Annotated in this window: 17 protein-coding genes; 7 read left to right on the forward strand and 10 right to left on the reverse strand. The window is 65.6% G+C overall.

Annotated features, from left to right (window positions below):
* Position 1: 1 nt before the first annotated feature.
* Both JY96_RS04820 and JY96_RS04825 read right to left on the reverse strand, forming a co-directional pair.
* Complete coding sequence (locus JY96_RS04820; protein ID WP_035035432.1) at positions 2–775, reverse strand: ABC transporter permease; 774 nt, start codon at positions 773–775, stop codon at positions 2–4.
* On the reverse strand, positions 772–1,725 hold the full coding sequence (locus tag JY96_RS04825) for an ABC transporter ATP-binding protein (protein WP_052162141.1): 954 nt from the start codon (positions 1,723–1,725) through the stop codon (positions 772–774). Before JY96_RS04825 ends, JY96_RS04820 begins: the two co-directional genes overlap by 4 nt.
* 173 nt (positions 1,726–1,898) lie before the next feature.
* Here JY96_RS04825 and JY96_RS04830 point away from each other — a divergent pair, with 173 nt between their 5' ends.
* A complete protein-coding gene (locus JY96_RS04830; protein WP_035035437.1) occupies positions 1,899–2,156 on the forward strand; it encodes an acyl-CoA-binding protein in 258 nt (85 codons plus the stop codon).
* A 90-nt stretch (positions 2,157–2,246) separates the two neighbouring features.
* Here the strand turns inward: JY96_RS04830 and JY96_RS23510 are convergent, their stop codons facing one another.
* Complete coding sequence (locus JY96_RS23510) at positions 2,247–2,552, reverse strand: polyhydroxyalkanoic acid system family protein (RefSeq protein ID WP_035035442.1); 306 nt, start codon at positions 2,550–2,552, stop codon at positions 2,247–2,249.
* A gap of 166 nt (positions 2,553–2,718) precedes the next feature.
* On the opposite strand from JY96_RS23510, the gene JY96_RS04840 reads away from it, so the two are divergent.
* Entirely contained in the window at positions 2,719–3,870 is a 1,152-nt protein-coding gene (locus tag JY96_RS04840; protein ID WP_369796187.1) for a M20 aminoacylase family protein, read from the forward strand.
* Here JY96_RS04840 and JY96_RS04845 read toward each other — a convergent pair whose 3' ends face one another.
* Complete coding sequence (locus JY96_RS04845; RefSeq protein ID WP_035035448.1) at positions 3,871–4,572, reverse strand: RNA ligase family protein; 702 nt, start codon at positions 4,570–4,572, stop codon at positions 3,871–3,873.
* A 9-nt stretch (positions 4,573–4,581) separates the two neighbouring features.
* Complete coding sequence (locus JY96_RS04850; protein ID WP_035035450.1) at positions 4,582–5,076, reverse strand: hypothetical protein; 495 nt, start codon at positions 5,074–5,076, stop codon at positions 4,582–4,584.
* Between the two features lie 181 nt (positions 5,077–5,257).
* Here JY96_RS04850 and JY96_RS04855 point away from each other — a divergent pair, with 181 nt between their 5' ends.
* Both JY96_RS04855 and JY96_RS04860 read left to right on the forward strand, forming a co-directional pair.
* Positions 5,258–7,033 carry an ExeA family protein gene (locus JY96_RS04855; protein ID WP_035035454.1) on the forward strand — a complete coding sequence of 592 codons (1,776 nt, stop codon included), beginning with the start codon at positions 5,258–5,260 and terminating at the stop codon, positions 7,031–7,033.
* Positions 7,017–7,784, forward strand: coding sequence for a general secretion pathway protein GspB (locus JY96_RS04860; protein WP_035035457.1), 768 nt, complete (start codon positions 7,017–7,019; stop codon positions 7,782–7,784). Before JY96_RS04855 ends, JY96_RS04860 begins: the two co-directional genes overlap by 17 nt.
* 17 nt (positions 7,785–7,801) lie before the next feature.
* Here JY96_RS04860 and JY96_RS04865 read toward each other — a convergent pair whose 3' ends face one another.
* Together JY96_RS04865 and JY96_RS04870 are read right to left on the reverse strand one after the other, a co-directional pair.
* Complete coding sequence (locus tag JY96_RS04865; protein WP_035035460.1) at positions 7,802–9,172, reverse strand: ATP-binding protein; 1,371 nt, start codon at positions 9,170–9,172, stop codon at positions 7,802–7,804.
* On the reverse strand, positions 9,169–9,903 hold the full coding sequence (locus JY96_RS04870) for a response regulator (protein WP_035035462.1): 735 nt from the start codon (positions 9,901–9,903) through the stop codon (positions 9,169–9,171). The genes JY96_RS04865 and JY96_RS04870 overlap by 4 nt, the downstream gene beginning before the upstream one ends.
* 233 nt (positions 9,904–10,136) lie before the next feature.
* Between JY96_RS04870 and JY96_RS04875 the strand changes: the two genes are divergently transcribed.
* Complete coding sequence (locus JY96_RS04875; protein WP_052162142.1) at positions 10,137–11,132, forward strand: hypothetical protein; 996 nt, start codon at positions 10,137–10,139, stop codon at positions 11,130–11,132.
* Between the two features lie 44 nt (positions 11,133–11,176).
* Positions 11,177–11,443, forward strand: a complete 267-nt coding sequence (locus JY96_RS04880) for a cysteine rich repeat-containing protein (RefSeq protein WP_052162143.1) — start codon at positions 11,177–11,179, stop codon at positions 11,441–11,443.
* On the opposite strand, the gene modD is transcribed toward JY96_RS04880, so the two are convergent.
* From modD to cphA (JY96_RS04895), 3 genes are all read right to left on the reverse strand, one after another.
* Positions 11,444–12,289, reverse strand: a complete 846-nt coding sequence (gene modD / locus JY96_RS04885; RefSeq protein WP_035035464.1) for a ModD protein — start codon at positions 12,287–12,289, stop codon at positions 11,444–11,446.
* Between the two features lie 141 nt (positions 12,290–12,430).
* A complete protein-coding gene (cphA, locus tag JY96_RS04890; protein ID WP_035035466.1) occupies positions 12,431–15,010 on the reverse strand; it encodes a cyanophycin synthetase in 2,580 nt (859 codons plus the stop codon).
* A 29-nt stretch (positions 15,011–15,039) separates the two neighbouring features.
* Positions 15,040–17,259 (reverse strand): cyanophycin synthetase, encoded by a 2,220-nt coding sequence (gene cphA, locus JY96_RS04895; protein ID WP_035035467.1) that lies wholly within the window; start codon positions 17,257–17,259, stop codon positions 15,040–15,042.
* Positions 17,260–17,436: 177 nt separating this feature from the next.
* On the opposite strand from cphA (JY96_RS04895), the gene JY96_RS04900 reads away from it, so the two are divergent.
* Positions 17,437–19,692 carry an ABC transporter ATP-binding protein gene (locus JY96_RS04900; protein WP_081961585.1) on the forward strand — a complete coding sequence of 752 codons (2,256 nt, stop codon included), beginning with the start codon at positions 17,437–17,439 and terminating at the stop codon, positions 19,690–19,692.
* Positions 19,693–19,729 lie beyond the last annotated feature (37 nt).

The following is a 19,729-nucleotide window of genomic DNA, read 5'->3' on the forward strand; positions in this document are numbered from 1 at the left end:
TTCAGGACCGGATTTTGTACCCGGTCTTGAGCAAACGCAGCGCCAGGGCCGAAACACCCAGTGTGGCGGTCGCCACCACGCCCAGGCTCAGCCAGGGGCTGACGTCACTGGCGCCAAAGAAACCGCGCCGGAAGCCGTCGATCAGGTAGAAGAAGGGGTTGAGGTGGGACAGCCCCTGCCAGAAGCCCGGCAGCGAGTGCACCGAATAGAACACGCCCGACAAAAAAGTCATGGGCACGATGATGAAGTTCTGGAAGGCCGCCATCTGGTCGAACTTGTCGGCCCACAGGCCGGCGATCAGGCCCAGCGCGCCCAGCAGGCAGCCGCCCAGCAGGGCAAAGACCAGGGCCCACCAGGGTTCGACCAAGCCGGGCGGTGCGAACCAGGCCGTGACGATGAACACCCCTGCGCCCACTGCGAGGCCGCGTACGAGCGACGCCCCCACGTAAGCCAGGAACCAGGCGCGGTGCGACAAGGGTGTCAACAGCACGAACACCAGGTTGCCGGTGATCTTGCTCTGGATGAGCGAGGACGAGCTGTTGGCAAAGGCGTTTTGCAGCAGGCTCATCATCACCAGACCGGGGATGAGGAAGCGCGTGTAGCCCACGCCCTTGAACACCTGGACGTGGTCTTCCAGCACATGGCCAAAGATCAGCAGGTAGAGCACGGAGGTCAGCACCGGCGCGCCAATGGTCTGGAAGCTCACCTTCCAGAAGCGCAGCACTTCCTTGAGGAACAGTGGGCGGGCGCCCTGCACTGAGGCAAGCCAGTTCATGCGGCCACCTCCACCTTGCTCACTTGGCCCACTTTGGCGTGCTCGCCCTGATGGCTTTGCATGATGGCCAGGAAGACGTCCTCCAGATCGGCGCGCCCCATCTCCAGGTCTTCGACCTTGCAGTGGGCCTCGCGCAGCTGCGCCAGGATCTGCTCGATCTCGGTGGCGTCGTGCGCGGGCAGCTGCACGATGCGGCCTGTGATGCGGGCCTGCGCAGCGAGCTGCAGCGGCAAAGCTTGGTCGGTCTTGAAGCGCAGCATGGTGGAGGCCGTGCCCGCCAGCAAGGCGGAGGTACGATCCAGCGCGACCAGTTGCCCCTGCTTGAGCATGCCGATGCGACCGCACAGGGCCTCGGCCTCCTCCAGGTAATGCGTGGTCAGCAAGACGGCGTGGCCCTGTTTGTTGAGCTGAGCGATGAAGTGCCAAAGGGTCTGGCGCAGCTCCACGTCCACGCCGGCTGTGGGTTCGTCCAGCACGATCACGGGTGGGCGGTGCACCAGGGCTTGGGCCACCAGCACGCGGCGTTTCATGCCGCCGGACAGCTGGCGCATATTGGCATCGGCCTTGTCGCTCAAGCCCAGGTTGGCCAGCAGCTCGTCGATCCAGTCGTCATTGCGGCGCAGGCCGAAGTAGGCACTCTGGATGCGCAGGGTTTCGCGCACCGAAAAAAACGGGTCGAACACCAGTTCCTGCGGGACCACGCCCAGCGCGCGGCGGGCGGCGGCGTAGTCACTGACCACATCATGGCCCTGCACGGTGACCTTGCCCGATGTCGCACGGCTCAGGCCGGCCAGGATGCTGATCAGCGTGGTCTTGCCCGCGCCATTGGGGCCCAGCAGGCCGAAAAATTCGCCCTCCTGGATGTCGAAGCTGACGCCCTGCAGCGCACGCACGGTGCGGCCGCCGGATTCGAATGTTTTGGTGACGTTCTGGAAGGAAACTGCGCTCATGAGGTCGACGATTCTAGAGAATCCGCCATGACCCCATGGTTTCTCAGGCACTGGCTTGAGGGGGCTGCCAGGCTTCTGAGCCCGTCAAACGGGCAGTAACATGCACCCGCGATGAACCCGTCACCGCAGGCCCCAGGCCCGCGCCGTGACCGCCAATTTGACAGGAGACAAGCATGTCCGATCTTCAAGCCCGCTTCGACAAGGCCCTGGCAGACTCCAAGCTGCTGCCCGCCAAGCCCGACAACAACACCCTGCTGCAGATGTACTCGCTGTTCAAGCAAGGCAGCGTCGGCGACGCCACGGGTGACCGCCCCGGCTTCACCGATTTCGTGGGCCGCGCCAAGTACGACGCCTGGGCCGCCCTGAAGGGCAAGAGCCAGGACGAAGCCAAGCAGGGCTATATCGACCTGGTCGAGTCGCTCAAGAAATAAGCGCATCCATCAGCACGGCCGCGCATGCTGGCCGGCCAAGCAAAACGGGCTGCCCATGCAGCCCGTTTCTCATGGCGCAGCGCCGCAGGATCAGGCCTTGCCCGATGCCTTGTCGATGATGCGACCCAGGTTCTTGGCGATCTCGGATTCGATCATCGGCTTGAAGGCCTTCATCATCATGCCCAGCTTGACGTCCAGGTCGAAGCTGGTGCCGGTCACGGTCATCAGGCCGTTGACGCCCATGCGCTCGAACGTGATGGTGTCCTGGTCGGCACCTTCGGTGTGCTTGCACTCCAGGCCCATCTTCTTGGCGGAGTCTTCGGCCCATTGCTTGGCCAGTTCACGGGCCTTTTCCAGACCCAGGGTGTGTGCTTGGGAAAACTTGACGTCGCTCATGGCGAATCTCCTCGTTGGTCGTAACGGCTGGACACTATAAATAGCCCGGCCACGGTTCGACGGGTAATATCTCAAACTTGTTCGAAAAGTCCCCTGAACCATGACCGTGACGCGTGCCGAACTGCCCCCGACCATCCTGCCGGAGTTGCTGGAGCAGGCCGATGCCATGCGGGCGTTTCGCCGTGACATCCACGCCCACCCGGAGCTGTGCTTCGAGGAAGAGCGCACCGCCGACCTGATAGCGCACACGCTGCGCAACTGGGGCATCGAGGTGCACACGGGGCTGGGCAAGACGGGCGTGGTCGGCGTGATCAAGGGGCGCCCGGGCCAACGCGCCATCGGGCTGCGTGCCGACATGGACGCCCTGCCCATGACCGAGCACAACACCTTTGCGCACGCCAGCCGGCACCAGGGGCGCATGCACGCCTGCGGCCACGATGGCCACACCGCCATGTTGATGGCCGCCGCCCAGCACCTGGCGGCCTCGCGCAACTTCGACGGCACCGTGTACGTGGTGTTCCAGCCGGCGGAAGAAGGCGGTGGTGGCGCGCGCGAGATGATCCGCGACGGCCTGTTCACCCGCTTCCCGATGGACGCCATCTTCGGCATGCACAACTGGCCGGGTATGGCAGTGGGCGAGTTCGCAATCAAGAGCGGCCCCTGCTTTGCGTCCAGCAACGAGTTCCTGATCACCATCCGCGGCAAGGGCTGCCATGGCGCCATGCCCCACTTGGGCGTGGACCCGGTGCCGATTGCCTGCCAGTTGGTGCAGTCCTTCCAGACCATCCTGACGCGCAACATGCGCCCGATCGAAACCGGCGTCATCTCGGTGACCATGATCGAAGCGGGTGAAGCGACCAATGTGATCCCCGAGTCCGTGACCATGCAGGGCACGGTGCGCACCTTCACCAACGACACGCTGGATTTGATCGAAAACCGCATGCGCGAGATGACGCAGCACGTGTGCGCCGCCTTTGGCGCCACGGCGGATTTCGAGTTCAGCCGCAACTACCCGCCCACCATCAACCACCCGGCTGAAACCGAATTCGCGCGCCAGGTGATGTGCGAAGTGGCCGGCGCAGACAAGGTTCGCGAGTTCGAGCCCACGATGGGCGCGGAAGACTTCAGCTATTTCCTGCAGGCACACCCCGGCGCCTACTTCGTGATCGGCAATGGCGACGGTGCGCACCGTGAATCAGGGCACGGCATGGGACCCTGCATGCTGCACAACCCCAGCTATGACTTCAACGACGAGTTGATCCCTCTGGGGGCGACGCTGTGGGTCAGGCTGGCGCAACGCTGGTTGGCGCAGGGCTGATCAGCCCACCTCGCCCTGCTCCCAGCTGATGCGGTTCCACTGCAGGGCTCGGCTGCGCCAGTGTTCTTCGATGCTCTGCACGAAGTCCGGGCGGACCAGCTTGCCGCGGTTGATCAGCCAGTCGTCATCCTCATGGCGCACGACAACGCCCTCCAGTGAGCCTTCGCGGTAGTGGCTGCGGTGGGTCTGCACCCACTCGGTCAGCGTGGCCAGCGTGGTCAGGCCCTGGCTCACGCGGGGCACCTCGCGCACCTGGAGCTTTTGCGCCAGCTCGTGGCGGCGGCGTGTGCTCCAGAAGCGGCCGGTGGCGCGGTCGTACACATCAAAGGCGAGGTACCAGTCCGGCAGGGTTTCGTAGTCCAGCGAGTGCTGGGCGGCACACCATTCGCCGAACAGGATGAGCTGGTCACCCAGCGCATCGAACAAGGCGTCCTCGCGGATCACCAGCCATTCATCCAGGCGCGCGAACTGGCCGCCATAAGGCTTGTTGAGGTACTGGCCGCGGTTCTGCACATGCAGCACACCCTCGGCGTTGAAGGAGATGCCCATGTTGGCACCGTCGAGCTTTTCTTCGACGACCACGGGGTGATCCAGCAAGGCCTTGACCTCATCGGGGGCCAGCACTTTGTCGTCGCGCGGGGTGCCCGATGCCAGCCAGGCGATGTGCGGCGTGTGGGGAAAACGGAAGAACTCGCTAGTCATGCTCGGACCTTACTTGCCAAACTTGTGGACGTGGAACTGGTTCAGTTCCGCATCGCATAGAAACTGAACGCGCACACCATGGGTGGCCAGCGCCGCAGACCAATCCAGCCACTTGCAATCGGCTGCCTGCAGGATGGGCGGCACCTCGGGGTGGCTGCGGGCCACGGCCACGAACTTGCGGTCGGCAGCATCGAAGTGGCTCAATGCTGGCTCATCAGGAAAGGCCTCGTAGCCACGTTCGGCGTGAGGCGGGATCTCGACCAGGTCGCAGCGCGCGGGGTTGTCCAGGTTGTGCAGCACCCAGCGCAGGAAGGCATCACCGGGGCCTTGCCCATCGCTGGCGTGGGTCTTGTGCTGGTACTCGCGCACGATCTCGAAGCCGGCATCCACGGCCACGCGGCCGGTCTGCATCAGCGACGTCAGCCAGCGGGCGCAACGCTGGACGCAATCGGGTGAGACATCAGGGTGCTGGCCGTTGGCCACCAGGATCACGTTGGTGTCCACGACATATGTGAACGCGCCGGGGCCATCTGGCGCAGAGGGAAGATCGGGGTGCCTGTGATGCGACATGGATAGGGCTTGAGAGCCCCCTCATTTTGCGCCCAGGCGCCCCAGCGGGACGCGGCATGATGTGGCGGGATGTCCACTGAGCGGAGGCAACTCCGACTGACGCTATGCTTGCCCCATGTACGCGCAATATTTCGGCCTGAAACAGGCGCCGTTCTCGATCGCGCCCGACCCGCGTTATCTGTACATGAGCGAGCGCCACCGCGAGGCCCTGGCTCACCTGCTGTATGGCGTGGGCGGTGGTGGCGGTTTCGTGGTGCTCACGGGCGAGATCGGCGCGGGCAAGACCACGGTCTGCCGCTGCTTCCTGGAGCAGATCCCCCGCCGCACCAACGTCGCCTACATCTTCAACCCCAAGCTGACCGTGGGCGAGCTGCTCAAATCGGTGTGCGACGAGTTCCGCATCCCCTACGAGCACCAAGGCCCGGGCCAGGCCACCATCAAGGACTACGTTGACCCGCTCAACGAGTTCCTGCTCAAGACGCACGCGGTCGGCCAGAACAATGTGCTGATCATCGACGAGGCGCAGAACCTCTCGCCCGACGTGCTGGAGCAGTTGCGCCTGCTGACCAATCTGGAGACGAGCGAACGCAAGCTGCTGCAGATCATGCTGATCGGGCAGCCCGAGTTGCGCACGATGCTGGCTCACCCCGAGCTGGAACAACTGGCCCAGCGGGTGATCGCGCACTTTCACCTGGAGGCCTTGTCTGAAGACGAGACGGGCCAATACATCCAGCACCGCCTGTCCGTGGGCGGGCTCAAGCGGGGCCGGCTGTTTGACAGCAAGGCCGTGCGCCGCGTCCACCAACTCACGGGTGGCGTGCCACGGCGCATCAACTTGTTGTGCGACCGCGCGCTGCTGGGCGCCTATGTCGAGAACAAGGCCAAGGTGGACCGGCAGATCGTGGACAAGGCCGCGCAGGAAGTTTTCCAGGTACCCAAGCCTGGCCATGCCGCCGCGCCAACAAGCAAGGCCAGCCCGAGCGGTTCGACACCACGTACTGGCCGCAAGAACAAGCCCCAGGAGCCATGGATGCCCTGGCTGGCTGGCGGCCTGCTGTTCACGGCCATGGCAGGCATTGGCGGGGCGGCGTGGCTGCATCAGCACCAACGCGCGCAAGCGGTCAAGCTGGCGGCCAAGGCTGCCTCAGGCCCGGACGCCAAAGGCCGCAGTGCCGCATCGGCCGCTCGCACCAGCGCATCGGCCGTCATACCAGGCGGCACCATCAGCACCACACTGGCTGCGCCACCGATCGAGGCACGCGGCGTTTACCAGGCCGCCTTCCGCAAGGAAAAGGACGCCTTGCATGCGCTGGCGCCGCTGTGGCAAGTCACGCTGAGCGAGACCGGTGACACCTGCACCCAGGCGCAACGGCAGGATCTGGCCTGTTTCCGCAACAGCGGCGGGCTGGCCCTGATCCGCCAGCTGGCGCGCCCGGTCGTGCTGGCGCTGCATGACGACAAGAACCAGGCCATCTACGCCCTGTTGACCGGCTTGAAAGACCAGACCGCCTTCATCACCCTGGACGGCAAGCCCTATTCGCTCCCGTTGAGTGCGCTGGCCACCATGTGGCGGGGCGACTTCATCACGTACTGGCGTACGCCGCCGGCCTTCCGCGCCAAGATCCTGCCGGGCAACGCCGGCCCGGCTGTGGATTGGCTGGCCCTGCAACTCGCCAGGCTGGACAAGGCCCCGCCGCCCGGCGGCAAACAGGTTTTTGACGCCAGCATGCAGTCGCGGGTGTACGCTTTCCAGATGGCGCAGGGGCTCAAGCCCGACGGGGTCGTGGGCGCCACCACCTTCATGCTGATCAACCGCGCCGTGGGCATCGACGAACCCAGGCTGCAAACGGGCCAGACCACCGCGAGACGAGACGATGTCCTACATCCTTGACGCCCTCAAGAAGGCCGATGCCGAGCGCGAGCGTGGCTCGGTACCTGGGCTGCATTCGCAACCGCTCGGCCAGGTGGATGACGATGAGGACACGGTTTCGCGCCGCCCCGTGCCGCCTGCGATGTGGCTGGTCGCGGGCGCGGGCATCTGCCTGATTGCGGTGTTGAGCTGGCAATTGCTGAGCCGGCCTGCTGCGCCTACGCCGGAACCTGCACCGGAACCTGCGGTTGCGCCCATGGCCACGACGGCGCCACCGCCGGATCAGCACACGCAGCCCGCCCGGGCGGACAGCATGCCGGCGGCAGTCGAACAACGCGCGCCGCAACCGCCATTGGCGGTCACGCCGCCCCAAGCACCAGCCGAAAGGCCGCCGGCCGTCGCGCAGCATGCGCCCCCGCCTGCACCAGCCATGCCGCCAGCCACACCCCCGGCCGCGGTGGTGCGTGAGGCCCCTGCCCGCGCCACGGCACAGGCGACCCAGACCGCCCCCAAGCCCGCGACGCAAGTCGCACCGCCTGCCACCCGCGTTCCCACCATGAGCGAGTTGCCGGACGACATCAAGCGGGACTTGCCGCAGCTGATGATTGGCGGCGCCATGTACTCTGACACGCCGTCCAGCCGCATGCTGATCATCAACAGCCAGGTCTTCCATGAAGGCGACCAGCCTTACCAGGGCCTGGTGCTGGAAGAGATCCGGCTCAAGTCGGCCGTGTTCAAGTACCGCGGTTACCGCTACGCCATCAACTACTGATCAAGGCCCCGACGAGGTCATGACTGGGCCGGTGGCCGGGCCTCGTGCAGCGGCCAGTCCAGGCGAGCCAGCAAGCCACCGCCCTCGCGAGGCAAGAGCTCAAGCCTGGCCTGATGCGCCTGGGCGATGCGCTCCACAATGGCCAGGCCCAAGCCGGCCCCAGGCTGCAGGTGCGAACGGGCTTGATTGCCCTGTGCAAATGGGCGCTTGACCTGCTCCAGCTCGGAGGCCGCAATGCCCGGCCCGCGGTCCATGACCTCGATGAACAGGCGCTGCTGCACCACCCGGGTCACCACGTCGATGGGCGGGCGGCCGTGTCGCTGCGCGTTGACCAGCAGGTTGAGCAGCACGCGGCGCATGGCATGCACAGGCAACTGCAGCTGCGGCACCTCGCCCAGGTCGAGGCCCATTGCACGCGCCCCCGCTTCGTCCAGCACACACATGGCCACGGTCTCGCGCACCAGGTCATTGACGTCCACCTGAAGCAGCGGCTCCTGCGCGGCACCCGCATCATGGCTGGCGCGGGTGAAATCCATGAACTGCTGCAGTAGGTGTTCCATGCCATCAATGCTGCGCTCCACGCTGGCCAGCAAGGCAGGGTCACCCTGGCCTTGCAGCATCTCGGTGGCCAGGCGCATCTTGGTCAAGGGCGTGCGCAGGTCATGTGACAGCCCCGCCAGCATCAGGGCACGCTCACGCTCATGACCGGCCAGGCTGGCCGCCATCTCGTTGAAGCCTTTCGCCACCGTCGCGATCTCGCTGGGGCCATCCTCAGGCAAGGCCGGCGCACGCTCGCCCCGGCCCAGGGCCCGTGCTGCCTCGATGACCCGCGCCAGTGGTCGATTCAGCCGGCGCTGGATCAGCCATGCGCCCCAGATGGCCAGCAGCACGGTGATGACCGAACCGATGACCCAGGTACGCGGCACCCCCTGCGAGGACACCAGGCCGGGCAAAGTCATCCAGTAATGGTCACCGTCCAGCGTGATCTGAACGGCCAGAGGGTGGCCAGGCTCCCGACGCCACTGCACCTGGGCGCCATCTTTCGAGATGGACCTGGTGATCTGCTCGATGTAGGCCTGCTCCAGTGGCGCGAGCCTTTGCGGGCGATCACGCCGCGACGCCCGAGCCGCGTCGGCATCCGATGCCAAGGGCACTCGAGCTCGCGCGTTCATGCGGTCCAGAAAGGCCTGCCGCTGCTCACGTGGCAAGGCTGCCAGCCCGGCTTGCAAGGCCTCGATATGCTGCGCCGCACTTTGCGCCGATTGCCGCACACGCGGCTTCATCACCAGCTCCCGAAACAGCACGGCGCTGGCGAGTTGCGCCACCACGATGAGGACCGCGATCAGCAGCATGTTGCGCTGGAACAGGGTGCGAGGCCAGGCGCTCATGCGGCCCCCTGCCCTGGCTCGCCCGGCTCAGGGACGAACACATAACCCACACCCCATACCGTCTGGATGTGACGAGGGCTGGCCGGGTCCGCCTCGATCAGGCGGCGCAGGCGCATGACCTGCACATCGATGCTGCGGTCCGTGGCTTCATGGTCCCGCCCTCGTGTCAGCTCGATGAGGCGATCGCGCCCCAGGGGCCGGTTGGCGTTCATGGCCATGGCGTGCAGCAGGTTGAACTCGACCGTGCTCAAGGCCACATCAGCCCCGTCACGCAAGAGGCGCCGCTGGGACGCCAGCAAGGTGAAGCGCCCGAAGCACACAGGCTCCTCGCCCAAAGGCCCGCCGTGCGCGCCCAGCATGCGCTGACGACGCACCATGGCCTGCACGCGGGCCAGCAGTTCCCGCGGATGAAAAGGTTTGGGCAGGTAGTCGTCGGCGCCCATCTCCAGGCCGAGGATGCGGTCTACCGGGTCGCCTCGGGCGGTGAGCATCAGAATGGGCACGGTTTCACCCTGCGCGCGCAGACGTCGGCACAAGGACAAGCCGTCTTCGCCCGGCATCATCACGTCCAGCACCAGCACATCGAAACGCTCGCGGGCCAGCAGTTTCTCGGCAGCGGCGGCATCACTGGCCACGCGCACGGCCATGCCCTGCTCGCCGAGATAACGCTGCAGCAGGCTGCGCAGTTCGGCCTCATCGTCGGCAATCAGGATACGGGCGAGGTCGGTCATGGTCTTTCGTGTCTGCTTGCGATGGATGATAGGTGTTGCCCGGTGGGCTGCAGGCCACGCTCGCCGGCCATCTGTTGATGAAATCATGACAAACGATGACAAAGCGCCTGACCCTGTCATCGCTTGCCATGGAAGTCACGTTGTGTGTCCTGCACGGTGCCCATCTTTGCGAGACAGTCTGTTCACCCCAACAAGCCCGCCTCCGCAGTCGGCATCAAGACAAGGACTTCACCATGCGTTCACTCACCGTCACCACCCTCGCACTGGCCTGTTCATGGAGCTGCCAGGCAGCCGATCTGGGCACCCGCGTGCCCCTGGCACAACGTGAAATCGCGGCCCACCGTACCGCCAAAGAGGCGGCGGCCTGCGTGGCAGCACAGCCTTTCTACTGGGAGATCGGCAACGCCGAGCGTTCACTGGCCAATGGGCAATCTGGCGAACAGGCGCCGGGTGCACAGACCAAGCTGGCGCTGGCCTCGGCCTCCAAGTGGTTGTACGGCGCCTACGTGGCAGAAGAGCGCCAGGGCAAGCTCAGCAACGAGGATGTGCAGTTCCTGAGCTTCCAGAGCGGCTACACGCGCTTTCGCGTCTGCCTGCCCAACCAGACCGTGGGTGAATGCCAGGCCAGCTTGCTCAATGGCCGGGGCCGCATCGACACCCAGACCATCGGCCTGTTCGACTACAACGGCGGCCACATGCAGAAACACGCCACCCTGATGGGCCTGGGCATGCTCAACAAGGATGAACTGGCTGTGGCCATCAAGCGTGGCCTGCACCTGGGCCCCGATTGGGCACTGAGCTACAGCCAGGCGCAACTGGCTGGCGGTGGTGTCAGCACAGCCGCCGACTATGCCCGCTTCCTGCGCGCCACGCTCAAGGGCGATTTGCAGATGGGCGCGCTGCTGGGCACACACCCCGTGTGCACCAACCCGCTGACCTGCCCCAAGGACGCCGTCAAGACCCCGATCCCACAAAGCGAAACCTGGCACTACTCGGTGGGCCACTGGGTGGAAGACGATCCCAAGGTGGGTGATGGCGCCTTCAGCAGCCCGGGCGCATTTGGCTTCTACCCCTGGATCGACGCCAGCAAGACCTTCTACGGCATCGTGGCCCGTGAAGACCGCAGCGGCCTGCGCTCGGATGACCCCGACCAGAAGCCCGCCGTGCAATCGGTCGATTGCGGCCGCCTGATCCGTGCTGCCTGGCTCACTGGCCAGGTCCAGCCCTGAAATGCCCTCACCACAACCCGTTCACCCATCAGGAGAAACACACCATGAAGATCAAGCCCATTGCCCTGCTGGGCCTGCCCCTGTTGCTGGCCCTGTGCCTGCCTGCCGCGCACGCCGAAGAAAGCGTCAAGGAGGCGTGCAAACAGGATGCGCAAACGCTGTGCAAAGGCATTCAACCTGGCGGTGGCCGCATTGCAGCCTGCCTGAAGCAGCACAAGGATGAGGTGTCGGCCGAATGCAAGGAGGCCATCAAGGCGCGCCGCGGCGAACACCGCCGTCGCCCGGGTCGCAAGGCCAGCGACGCCAGCTGATCAGACATCCCGCGAGAAACGCACCTCCACATCACGTGCTGGTGCATGATACGGCGCGGACGACACCAGGATGTCCGCGCCGGCGTCGGCATAAGCCACGGCATTGGCGGCATTGACACCACCGGCCACGGCCAAGGTCGGGTGCAGCCGGCTCGTATGCAACGTCATCTTGCATTGACGCACGGCCTCCGGCGTGAAGCGCTCCAGCTGCAGCACATCGGCGCCCGAGGTCGCCATGGCCAGGGCCTCTTCCAGGCTGCCCACCTCGACCACCAATCGCTTTTCCGGTTGGTACTTGCGCAGGCGGCCCACCATGTCGTCGGTGCTCACGTCCAGGAACACACGGTGCTCGGGAAACAGCAGCATGGTCTCTGACAAGCCCATGCGGTGCATGACGCCGCCGCCTTGCAGCACCGCCTTGACCGACAGGGCACGTGTGCCCGGGAAGCTCTTGCGCGTGCAGGCCAGTGGCTGCGCATGCCCCGCCGCACGCAACTCGGTGACGATGCGCGCCACCTCGCTGGAGATGCTGCTGGCGTACTCCATCAAGGTCTGAGCGACCTTCCAGACCAGCAGCAGCGTCGAAGCGCGACCATGTGCGCTGAGCAGCTCAGCCCCGGCCAGCACATGTGTGCCCGATGGTGCGATCACCGTGGCCGAGGCGCCATACAACTCGAACAGGCGGGCCGCCTCTTCCGTGCCGCACACCGTCATGGGTTGCCGCGCGGCCATCACGACGCGCCCGGGGGCATCGCCCAGGCCCAGGCCCATGGTCGTCATGTCACCGTAAGGTGCATCTTCCTGAATCAGTTCTTGCAGGGCGCTGTCAGACAAGGCTCTGAGCATGTTCGCAACTCCGCTGTCGCAGTGCCGACATCATGGCACCGGCAGCCCGTCATGGGTTTGATCTCCCAGAAACGCACACGGCCGGGGTGCACATTTCGCACACCCCGGCCGAGCCTTAGGATCGAATCATGTCAAGGCCGATCAGGCCATCTCTGACGCCTCGGCACAGCGTTTGGCCAGGTGGGCCAGTGCCTCTTCCACCTGGTCGACCAGAACCAGGCACAGGTCGCCCGGCTGCAGGCGCTCCAGCGCGGTGTCGATGGCCACGAACTCGCCACGGATCTCGTCGACCTTCTCGGCGCGCTGCGCCTTGGCCAGGCCTTCGCGCAGCAGCGCCAACACCTCGCCGTCTTCACGGCCACGCTGGCAGGCGTCCTGGAACAGGATCAGCTCGTCGAAGGCATCGCCCAGGATGGCAGTCTGCTCGCGGATGTCTTCGTCACGGCGGTCACCGGCGCCACTGATCACCACCGAACGTCGCTTGGCCGGCAAGGCGTTCACGGCGGCCACCAGGGCGCGCATGGCGTCGGGGTTGTGGCCGTAGTCGGCGATCACGGTGGCACCACGAAAGTCCATCACATTGAAGCGGCCCGGTGCGTTGTCGGCATCGTTGACGAAGCTGGCCAACCCGCGGCGGATCGTGTCCCAATCCAGGCCGGAGCTCCAGGCCGCGCCAATGGCGGCCATGACGTTGTCCACCTGGAAGCCGATCGAACCATTGCGGGTGATGGGGATGTCGCGCAGCAGCAGGCTTTCGCGCCAGTTGCCCTCGGAGGCCACGATGGCGTCACCGTCCACGCACAGGGTGCGCTTGCCTTGTGCGCGGTGCGCGGTCAGCACGGGGTTGTGCGGGTCGGCAGCGAAATAGATGATGCCGCCCGGGCACTTGGGCGCCATGGCCGTGACGATGGGGTCGGCCGCATTGAGCACGGCATAACCATTGGCGGCCACGTTCATCACGATCACGCGCTTGAGCACGGCCAGGTCTTCCACCGTGGTGATGTAGTTCAAGCCCAGATGGTCGCCTGCACCGATGTTGGTCACCACGGCCGTCTGGCAGCGGTCGTAACCCAGGCCTTCGCGCAGGATGCCGCCTCGTGCGGTTTCGAACACGGCCGCGTCCACATCGGGGTGCATCAGCACATTGCGGGCACTCTTGGGACCGGAGCAATCACCACTGTCGATCTGGCGGCCGTTGACATACACGCCATCGGTGTTGGTCATGCCCACACGCAAGCCGCTGGTGGCAAGCAAGTGCGCCGTCAGGCGGGCGGTCGTGGTCTTGCCATTGGTACCGGTCACGGCCACGATGGGGATGCGGCCGTCGTCACCCGATTTGTAGAGGTTGGCCACCATGGCCTCGCCCACGTTGCGGCCCTTGCCGTAGGACGGCGACAGGTGCATGCGCAGGCCAGGCGCGGCGTTCACTTCGACGATGCCGCCGTTCTGCTCTTCCAGCGGCTTGTGCAGGCTTTCGGCCAGCACGTCCACACCACAGATCTCCAGGCCGATGGTCTGGGCGGCGGCAATGGCGCGTGCCGCCACTTCGGGGTGCACGTCGTCGGTCACATCGGTGGCGGTGCCGCCGGTCGACAGGTTGGCGTTGTTGCGCAGGATGACGCGGCGGCCCTTCTCGGGCACCGATTCAGGCTTGAGGCCCTGCACGTCCAGCCGCGCGATGGCGATGTCGTCAAAGCGGATCTTGGTCAGCGAGGTCGCATGGCCTTCGCCACGACGCGGATCGGCATTGACCTTGTCGACCAGGGCGCGCACGGTGAGCACGCCATCGCCAATCACATGGGGCGGATCACGGCGGGCTGCGGCCACGAGCTTGTCACCCACCACCAGCAAGCGGAAGTCGTTGCCGGGCAGGTATTTCTCGACCATGACCGTGCCGATCTCGGCCGCCGCCTTGTAGGCGATCTCCAGGTGCTCCCGGCTGACAATGTTGACGGTCACACCCTTGCCCTGGTTGCCGTCCTGCGGCTTGCACACCACGGGCAGCCCAATTTCCTGAGCCACCGCCCAGGCGTCATCCGGGTCAGACACGGGGCGGCCAATGGGCACGGGCACGCCGGCCGCAGCCAGCAGGCGCTTGGTCAGGTCCTTGTCCTGTGCAATGGATTCGGCCACGGCGCTGGTGTTGTCCACCTCGGCAGCCCAGATGCGGCGCTGCCTGGAGCCCCAGCCGAACTGCACCAGGCTGCCCGTGGTCAGGCGACGCCAGGGGATGCCACGTGCCGCGGCGGCAGTCACGATGGAGCCCGTTGAGGGGCCCAGGCGCACGTCTTCATCCAGCTCGCGCAACTCGGCAATGGCGGCCTCGACATCGAACTCGCCGGCGTTGAGCGCGGCCTGAATCAGGGCCTGGGCCTTGTCGAACGCCAGGCGCCCGACCTGTTCTTCGCTGTACTCGACGATGACCTGGTAGATGCCGGTTTCAACCGTGACGGCCGTGCGGCTGAAGGTCACCGGGCAGCCGGCTTGCGCCTGCAGGGCCAGGGTGGCGGCCTCCAGCACATGCGCCAGGCTGATCTGGCCGGGGCGGCCATCCGGGCGCAGCGGGCCCAGAGAGGGGAAGAGCTTGCGCAGGGCATCTTCGAAACCCGGCAGTTGCTCAATGGCGCGCTCGGCCGGCTCGCAGGCCACAACGGCCTCGATGGCCGTGTGGCGGCTCCAGAGATTGGGGCCGCGCAGGGCCCGAATGCGTGAAACGTCCATCAGCGTATCTCTTTAGCGTGTCTCTTTGCTCAGCGCACCGACTTGGGGGCCGGGTCGAATGTTTCCAGGCCAGCGGCAATCAGCTCCGGTGGGATGCCCAGCGCCCAGGCCACGGCCACGGCGGCCAGCAACGACTTGACGCTGGCACCCGGCACGGCCTCACTGGCACCAATGCCCGTCATGCGCCGCGCCGCGGCACTGTTGAGGTCGGCGCAACGCACCGGCATGTAGCCGTTGTGGGTCAGCAGCACGTGGTGCCCTTCGATGGACACGGTGCGGCCGCCCTTGGCGCGGTGCGCGACCATGGCCGGGTTGAGGTGGTCCAGGTCGTAGAAGATGACTTCGCCATCGCACAGCTCGGCCATCTCGACCAGGCGCTCGTCGGCGGCATTGAGCACGGCCACGCCATCAGGCAACACCACGTCCACCTGCGTGCGCAGCACCTTGAACAACTGGCTGGGTTCGTGGATGTCGTGCTCGGCCAGCGAAGCGTCCACCGGCGCTTCGGAGCCCAGCAGGTCGGTCACCACGCCCACGGCGCAACGGTCATAGGCCAGGCCGTCATTGAGGATGCTGGCCGCGCCGTTTTCCAGCACGATGGCGTTGACTTCGCGGTTCATCAGCAGGCGCTGGCCCGCGTCCCAATTGGCGCGGTCACCTGATTCGACGCGGCGGCTGCCCAGGAAAAGGCCATCGCGGCAGGCCAGGCCCACGTGCTTGCCGCTCAGGTGCAGCAGCCAGGCCGTCAGGCGGGCGATGTTGTTGGTGCCTTGCGAGCCGGCCACGCCGATGATGGGCACACGGCCCGTGGCCTCTTCATCGAACAGGTGGTCAACGATGGCCTTGCCCACGGGGCGCGGCAGGCCTTCGGCGGGCTTGAGGTGCATCAGCAGACCGGGGCCGGCATTGACCTCGACCACGGCGCCACCTTGGGCCAGCAAGGGCTTGGAGATGTCCTCGGCCACCACGTCCACGCCGGCGATGTCCAGGCCCACAACGCGGGCGGCCAGGCCAACCAGGTAGGCCACATCGGGGTGGACCTCATCCGTGCAGTCGATGGCGACGTTGCCATTGCGCTGGATCAGCACGCGGCGGCCATCGGCCGGCACAGCCTGCGGGCTCAGCCCCTGGCGCTGCAGATCGAGCTGCACCACCTCGTCTTCTTCGATGTTGATGCGGTTGAGCGGGAAGTCTTCCGTCAGGCCACGACGCGGGTCGGTGTTGAGCTGCTGGTCGATCAGTTCGACCACCGTGGACTGGCCGTCGCCCGTCACCCAGGCGCTTTCACCACGGGCCGCGGCCACGACCTTGCCACCCACCACCAGGATGCGGTGCTCGTCGCCTCGGATGTAGCGCTCGACCAGCACCTCGCTGCCATGCTGCTCGGCCAGCTTGAAAGCAGCCTCGACATCGGCGCGGGATCGCAGGTCCAGCGACACGCCGCGGCCATGGTTGCCATCGGTGGGCTTGACCACCACCGGCAGGCCGATGTCCTCGGCGGCGTCCCAGGCTTCGTCCGCCGAATTGACGATCTGGCCTTCGGGCACGGGCACGCCGCAGGACTTGAGCAGGCTCTTGGTCAGGTCCTTGTCCCGCGAGATGCCTTCGGCGATCGCGCTGGTCAGGTCGGTTTCGGCCGTCCAGATGCGGCGCTGCGCGGCGCCGTAACCCAGTTGGACCAGGTTGCCGTCGTTCAGGCGGATGTGGGGGATGCGGCGATCGGTGGCGGCGCCCACGATGGCCGCCGTGGAGGGCCCCAGGTAGTAATCGTCGATGTGGGTGCGGACTTCTTCGACCGCCTTGTCCACATCAAAAGGCTCGTCATTGATGGCCGCCATCAGCAGGGCATGGCCTTCCTTGAGCGCGGTGCGGGCGACCTGCTCGTCGCGGGCGCGGAACACCATGCGGTACACGCCATGTTGCGAGGTGCTGCGAGTCTGGCCAAAACCGGTGGGCATGCCCGCCAGGTTCAGCAGTTCGATGACCACGTGCTCCAGGATGTGCCCGGCCCAGGTGCCCTCGGTGAGGCGCTCGATAAAACCGCCGCGCTCGCCCACGCCGCAGTGGTGCTCGACCAGCGCAGGCAACATGGTGGTGAGCCGTTCATTGAAACCAGGCAGCATATGGGAGGGGTGGTCCTCCAGCTCGCCCAGATCCAGCCAGACTTCGAGCACTGGACGGTAAGTCCAGATATTGGGGCCGCGCAGGTAATTGATGCGCAGCAGCTTGATGTCGTTCTTTTTGCTCATGTCCAGCGGGGGTACAGCGGGGAAAAGGCGTCCTCAATGTCTGATGGACCGGTCAGTTAAGGGTAAACCCGATAATGTGCCCTGCTTAACGGCAGGCATCCCCAGGCAATGAGGGAAAATGGTGGGCTGCGCACGCAGGTCATCCGAAGTGATGCCCTCACGCGTTACTACCTGACCATGCACAAAAACCATCCAGTTGACGCCCACAGGCATCAGGCCGATCACGACAAGACCAGAGCAGGATTGCCGCTGGCTGCTGATGAAAACGTTTTGAGTACGCTGGAGGTTGACTTGGACGCGCAACTTCGTTTCGCGAAGTCGACGCTCGTCCTGACCGAACAACGCCTGCTGACCCGCGCCCCAGGGGCCGACGCCTGGCAAAGCTGGCCGCTGCACCCGGATCTGCAACTGCGCCAGCACGATCACGCCGGCGTGGGTACCCTGGAATTGCACGATGCGAACAGCCGTGTCGCATTCTGGCGCTTCACGCTGGACGTGCAGGTTCAAGTGCTGCGCCTGCTGGAGCAGTTCGAGCGCCGCCAGCTCACCCTGAAAACCGGTCAGCTCCCGCCCGAGGACGACAGCACCCAGTGCCCGACCTGCAAGGCCCAGCTGCCACCAGATACCGACGAATGCCCGGTCTGCACCCGCGAGTTGCAAACCCCGCCCTCAACCTGGGTGCTGCTGCGCCTGTGGCGCTTCGCCCAGCCCTATCAGGGCCAGTTGCTGGCCGGTTTCCTGCTGACCCTGGCCTCCACCGCCGCCACACTGGTGCCGCCCTACCTGACCATCCCCCTGATGGACAAGGTGCTGATCCCCTTCCAGACCGGCCACGCCATCGACCCCTGGCTGGTGGCCATGCTGATGGGTGGGCTGCTGGGTTCGGCCCTGCTGGCCTGGAGCCTGGGCTGGGCGCGCACCTACCTGCTGGCGCTGGTCTCCGAGCGCATCAGCGCCGACCTGCGCACCACCACCTTCGACCACCTGCTCAAGCTGTCGCTGGATTACTTCGGCAGCAAACGCACCGGTGACCTGATGTCGCGCATCGGCAGCGAAACCGACCGCATCAGCGTGTTTTTGTCGCTACATGCGCTGGACTTCGCCACCGACGTGCTGATGATCGGCATGACGGCCATCATCCTGTTTTCCATCAACCCCTGGCTGGCCCTGGTCACGCTGATCCCCCTGCCCTTCATCGCCTGGATGATCCACCTGGTGCGCGAGAAACTGCGCACCGGCTTCGAGAAAATCGACCGCGTCTGGGGTGAGGTCACCAACGTGCTGGCCGACACCATCCCCGGCATCCGCGTGGTCAAGGCCTTTGCACAGGAGCACCGCGAATCCAAACGTTTCCGGGATGCCAACGCGCACAACCTGGACATCAACGACAAGCTCAACAAAACTTGGTCGCTGTTCTCGCCCACTGTGGCGCTGATGACGGAAATCGGCCTGTTGGTGGTCTGGTCGTTCGGCATCTGGCTGGTCTCCAAACAGCAGATCACGGTCGGTGTGCTGACCGCCTTCATCGCCTACATCGGCCGCTTCTATGGCCGGCTCGATTCCATGAGCCGCATCGTGTCGGTCACGCAAAAGGCCGCCGCGGGCGCCAAGCGCATCTTCGACATCCTGGACCACGTCTCCAGCGTGCCAGAGCCCGCCAACCCGGTGAAGCTGCCCGCACCGCAAGGCGGCATCACCATGGAGAGCATCGGCTTCCGTTATGGCAGCCGCTCGGTGATCCGCGGGCTCAACCTGGACATCCGCCCCGGCGAGATGATCGGCCTGGTGGGCCACAGCGGCTCGGGCAAGAGCACCCTGGTCAACCTGATCTGCCGCTTCTATGACGTGACGGACGGGGCCATCAAGGTCGATGGCGTGGACATCCGCCGCATCGGCGTGTCGGACTTCCGCAAGCACATCGGCCTGGTGCTGCAAGAGCCCTTCCTGTTCTTTGGCACCATCGCCGAGAACATCGCCTACGGCAAGCCGGACGCCACCCGCGAAGAGATCGTGGCCGCCGCCCGTGCCGCGCACGCACACGAGTTCATCCTGCGCTTGCCGCAAGGTTATGACTCGCTGGTGGGTGAGCGTGGACAAGGCTTGTCTGGCGGTGAGCGCCAGCGCATCTCGATTGCACGTGCGCTGCTGATCAACCCGCGCATCCTGATCCTGGACGAGGCCACCTCGTCGGTCGACACCGAAACCGAAAAGGAAATCCAGCGCGCGCTGGACAACCTGGTGCAAGGCCGCACGACCATCGCCATTGCCCACCGCCTGTCTACGCTGCGCAAGGCCGATCGCCTCGTGGTGATGGACCGCGGCCAGGTGGTGGAAGTGGGCCCGCATGATGAGTTGATGGCCAAGCAAGGCGCTTACTGGCGCTTGTACGAAGCCCAGGCGCGCAAAGCCGAACAGGATGCCTTGATAGATTGACCCACCCCCTACGCGCTACGCGCGCCCCCTCAAGGGG

It is taken from the genome of Aquabacterium sp. NJ1 (assembly GCF_000768065.1).
Taxonomy (GTDB): domain Bacteria; phylum Pseudomonadota; class Gammaproteobacteria; order Burkholderiales; family Burkholderiaceae_C; genus Aquabacterium.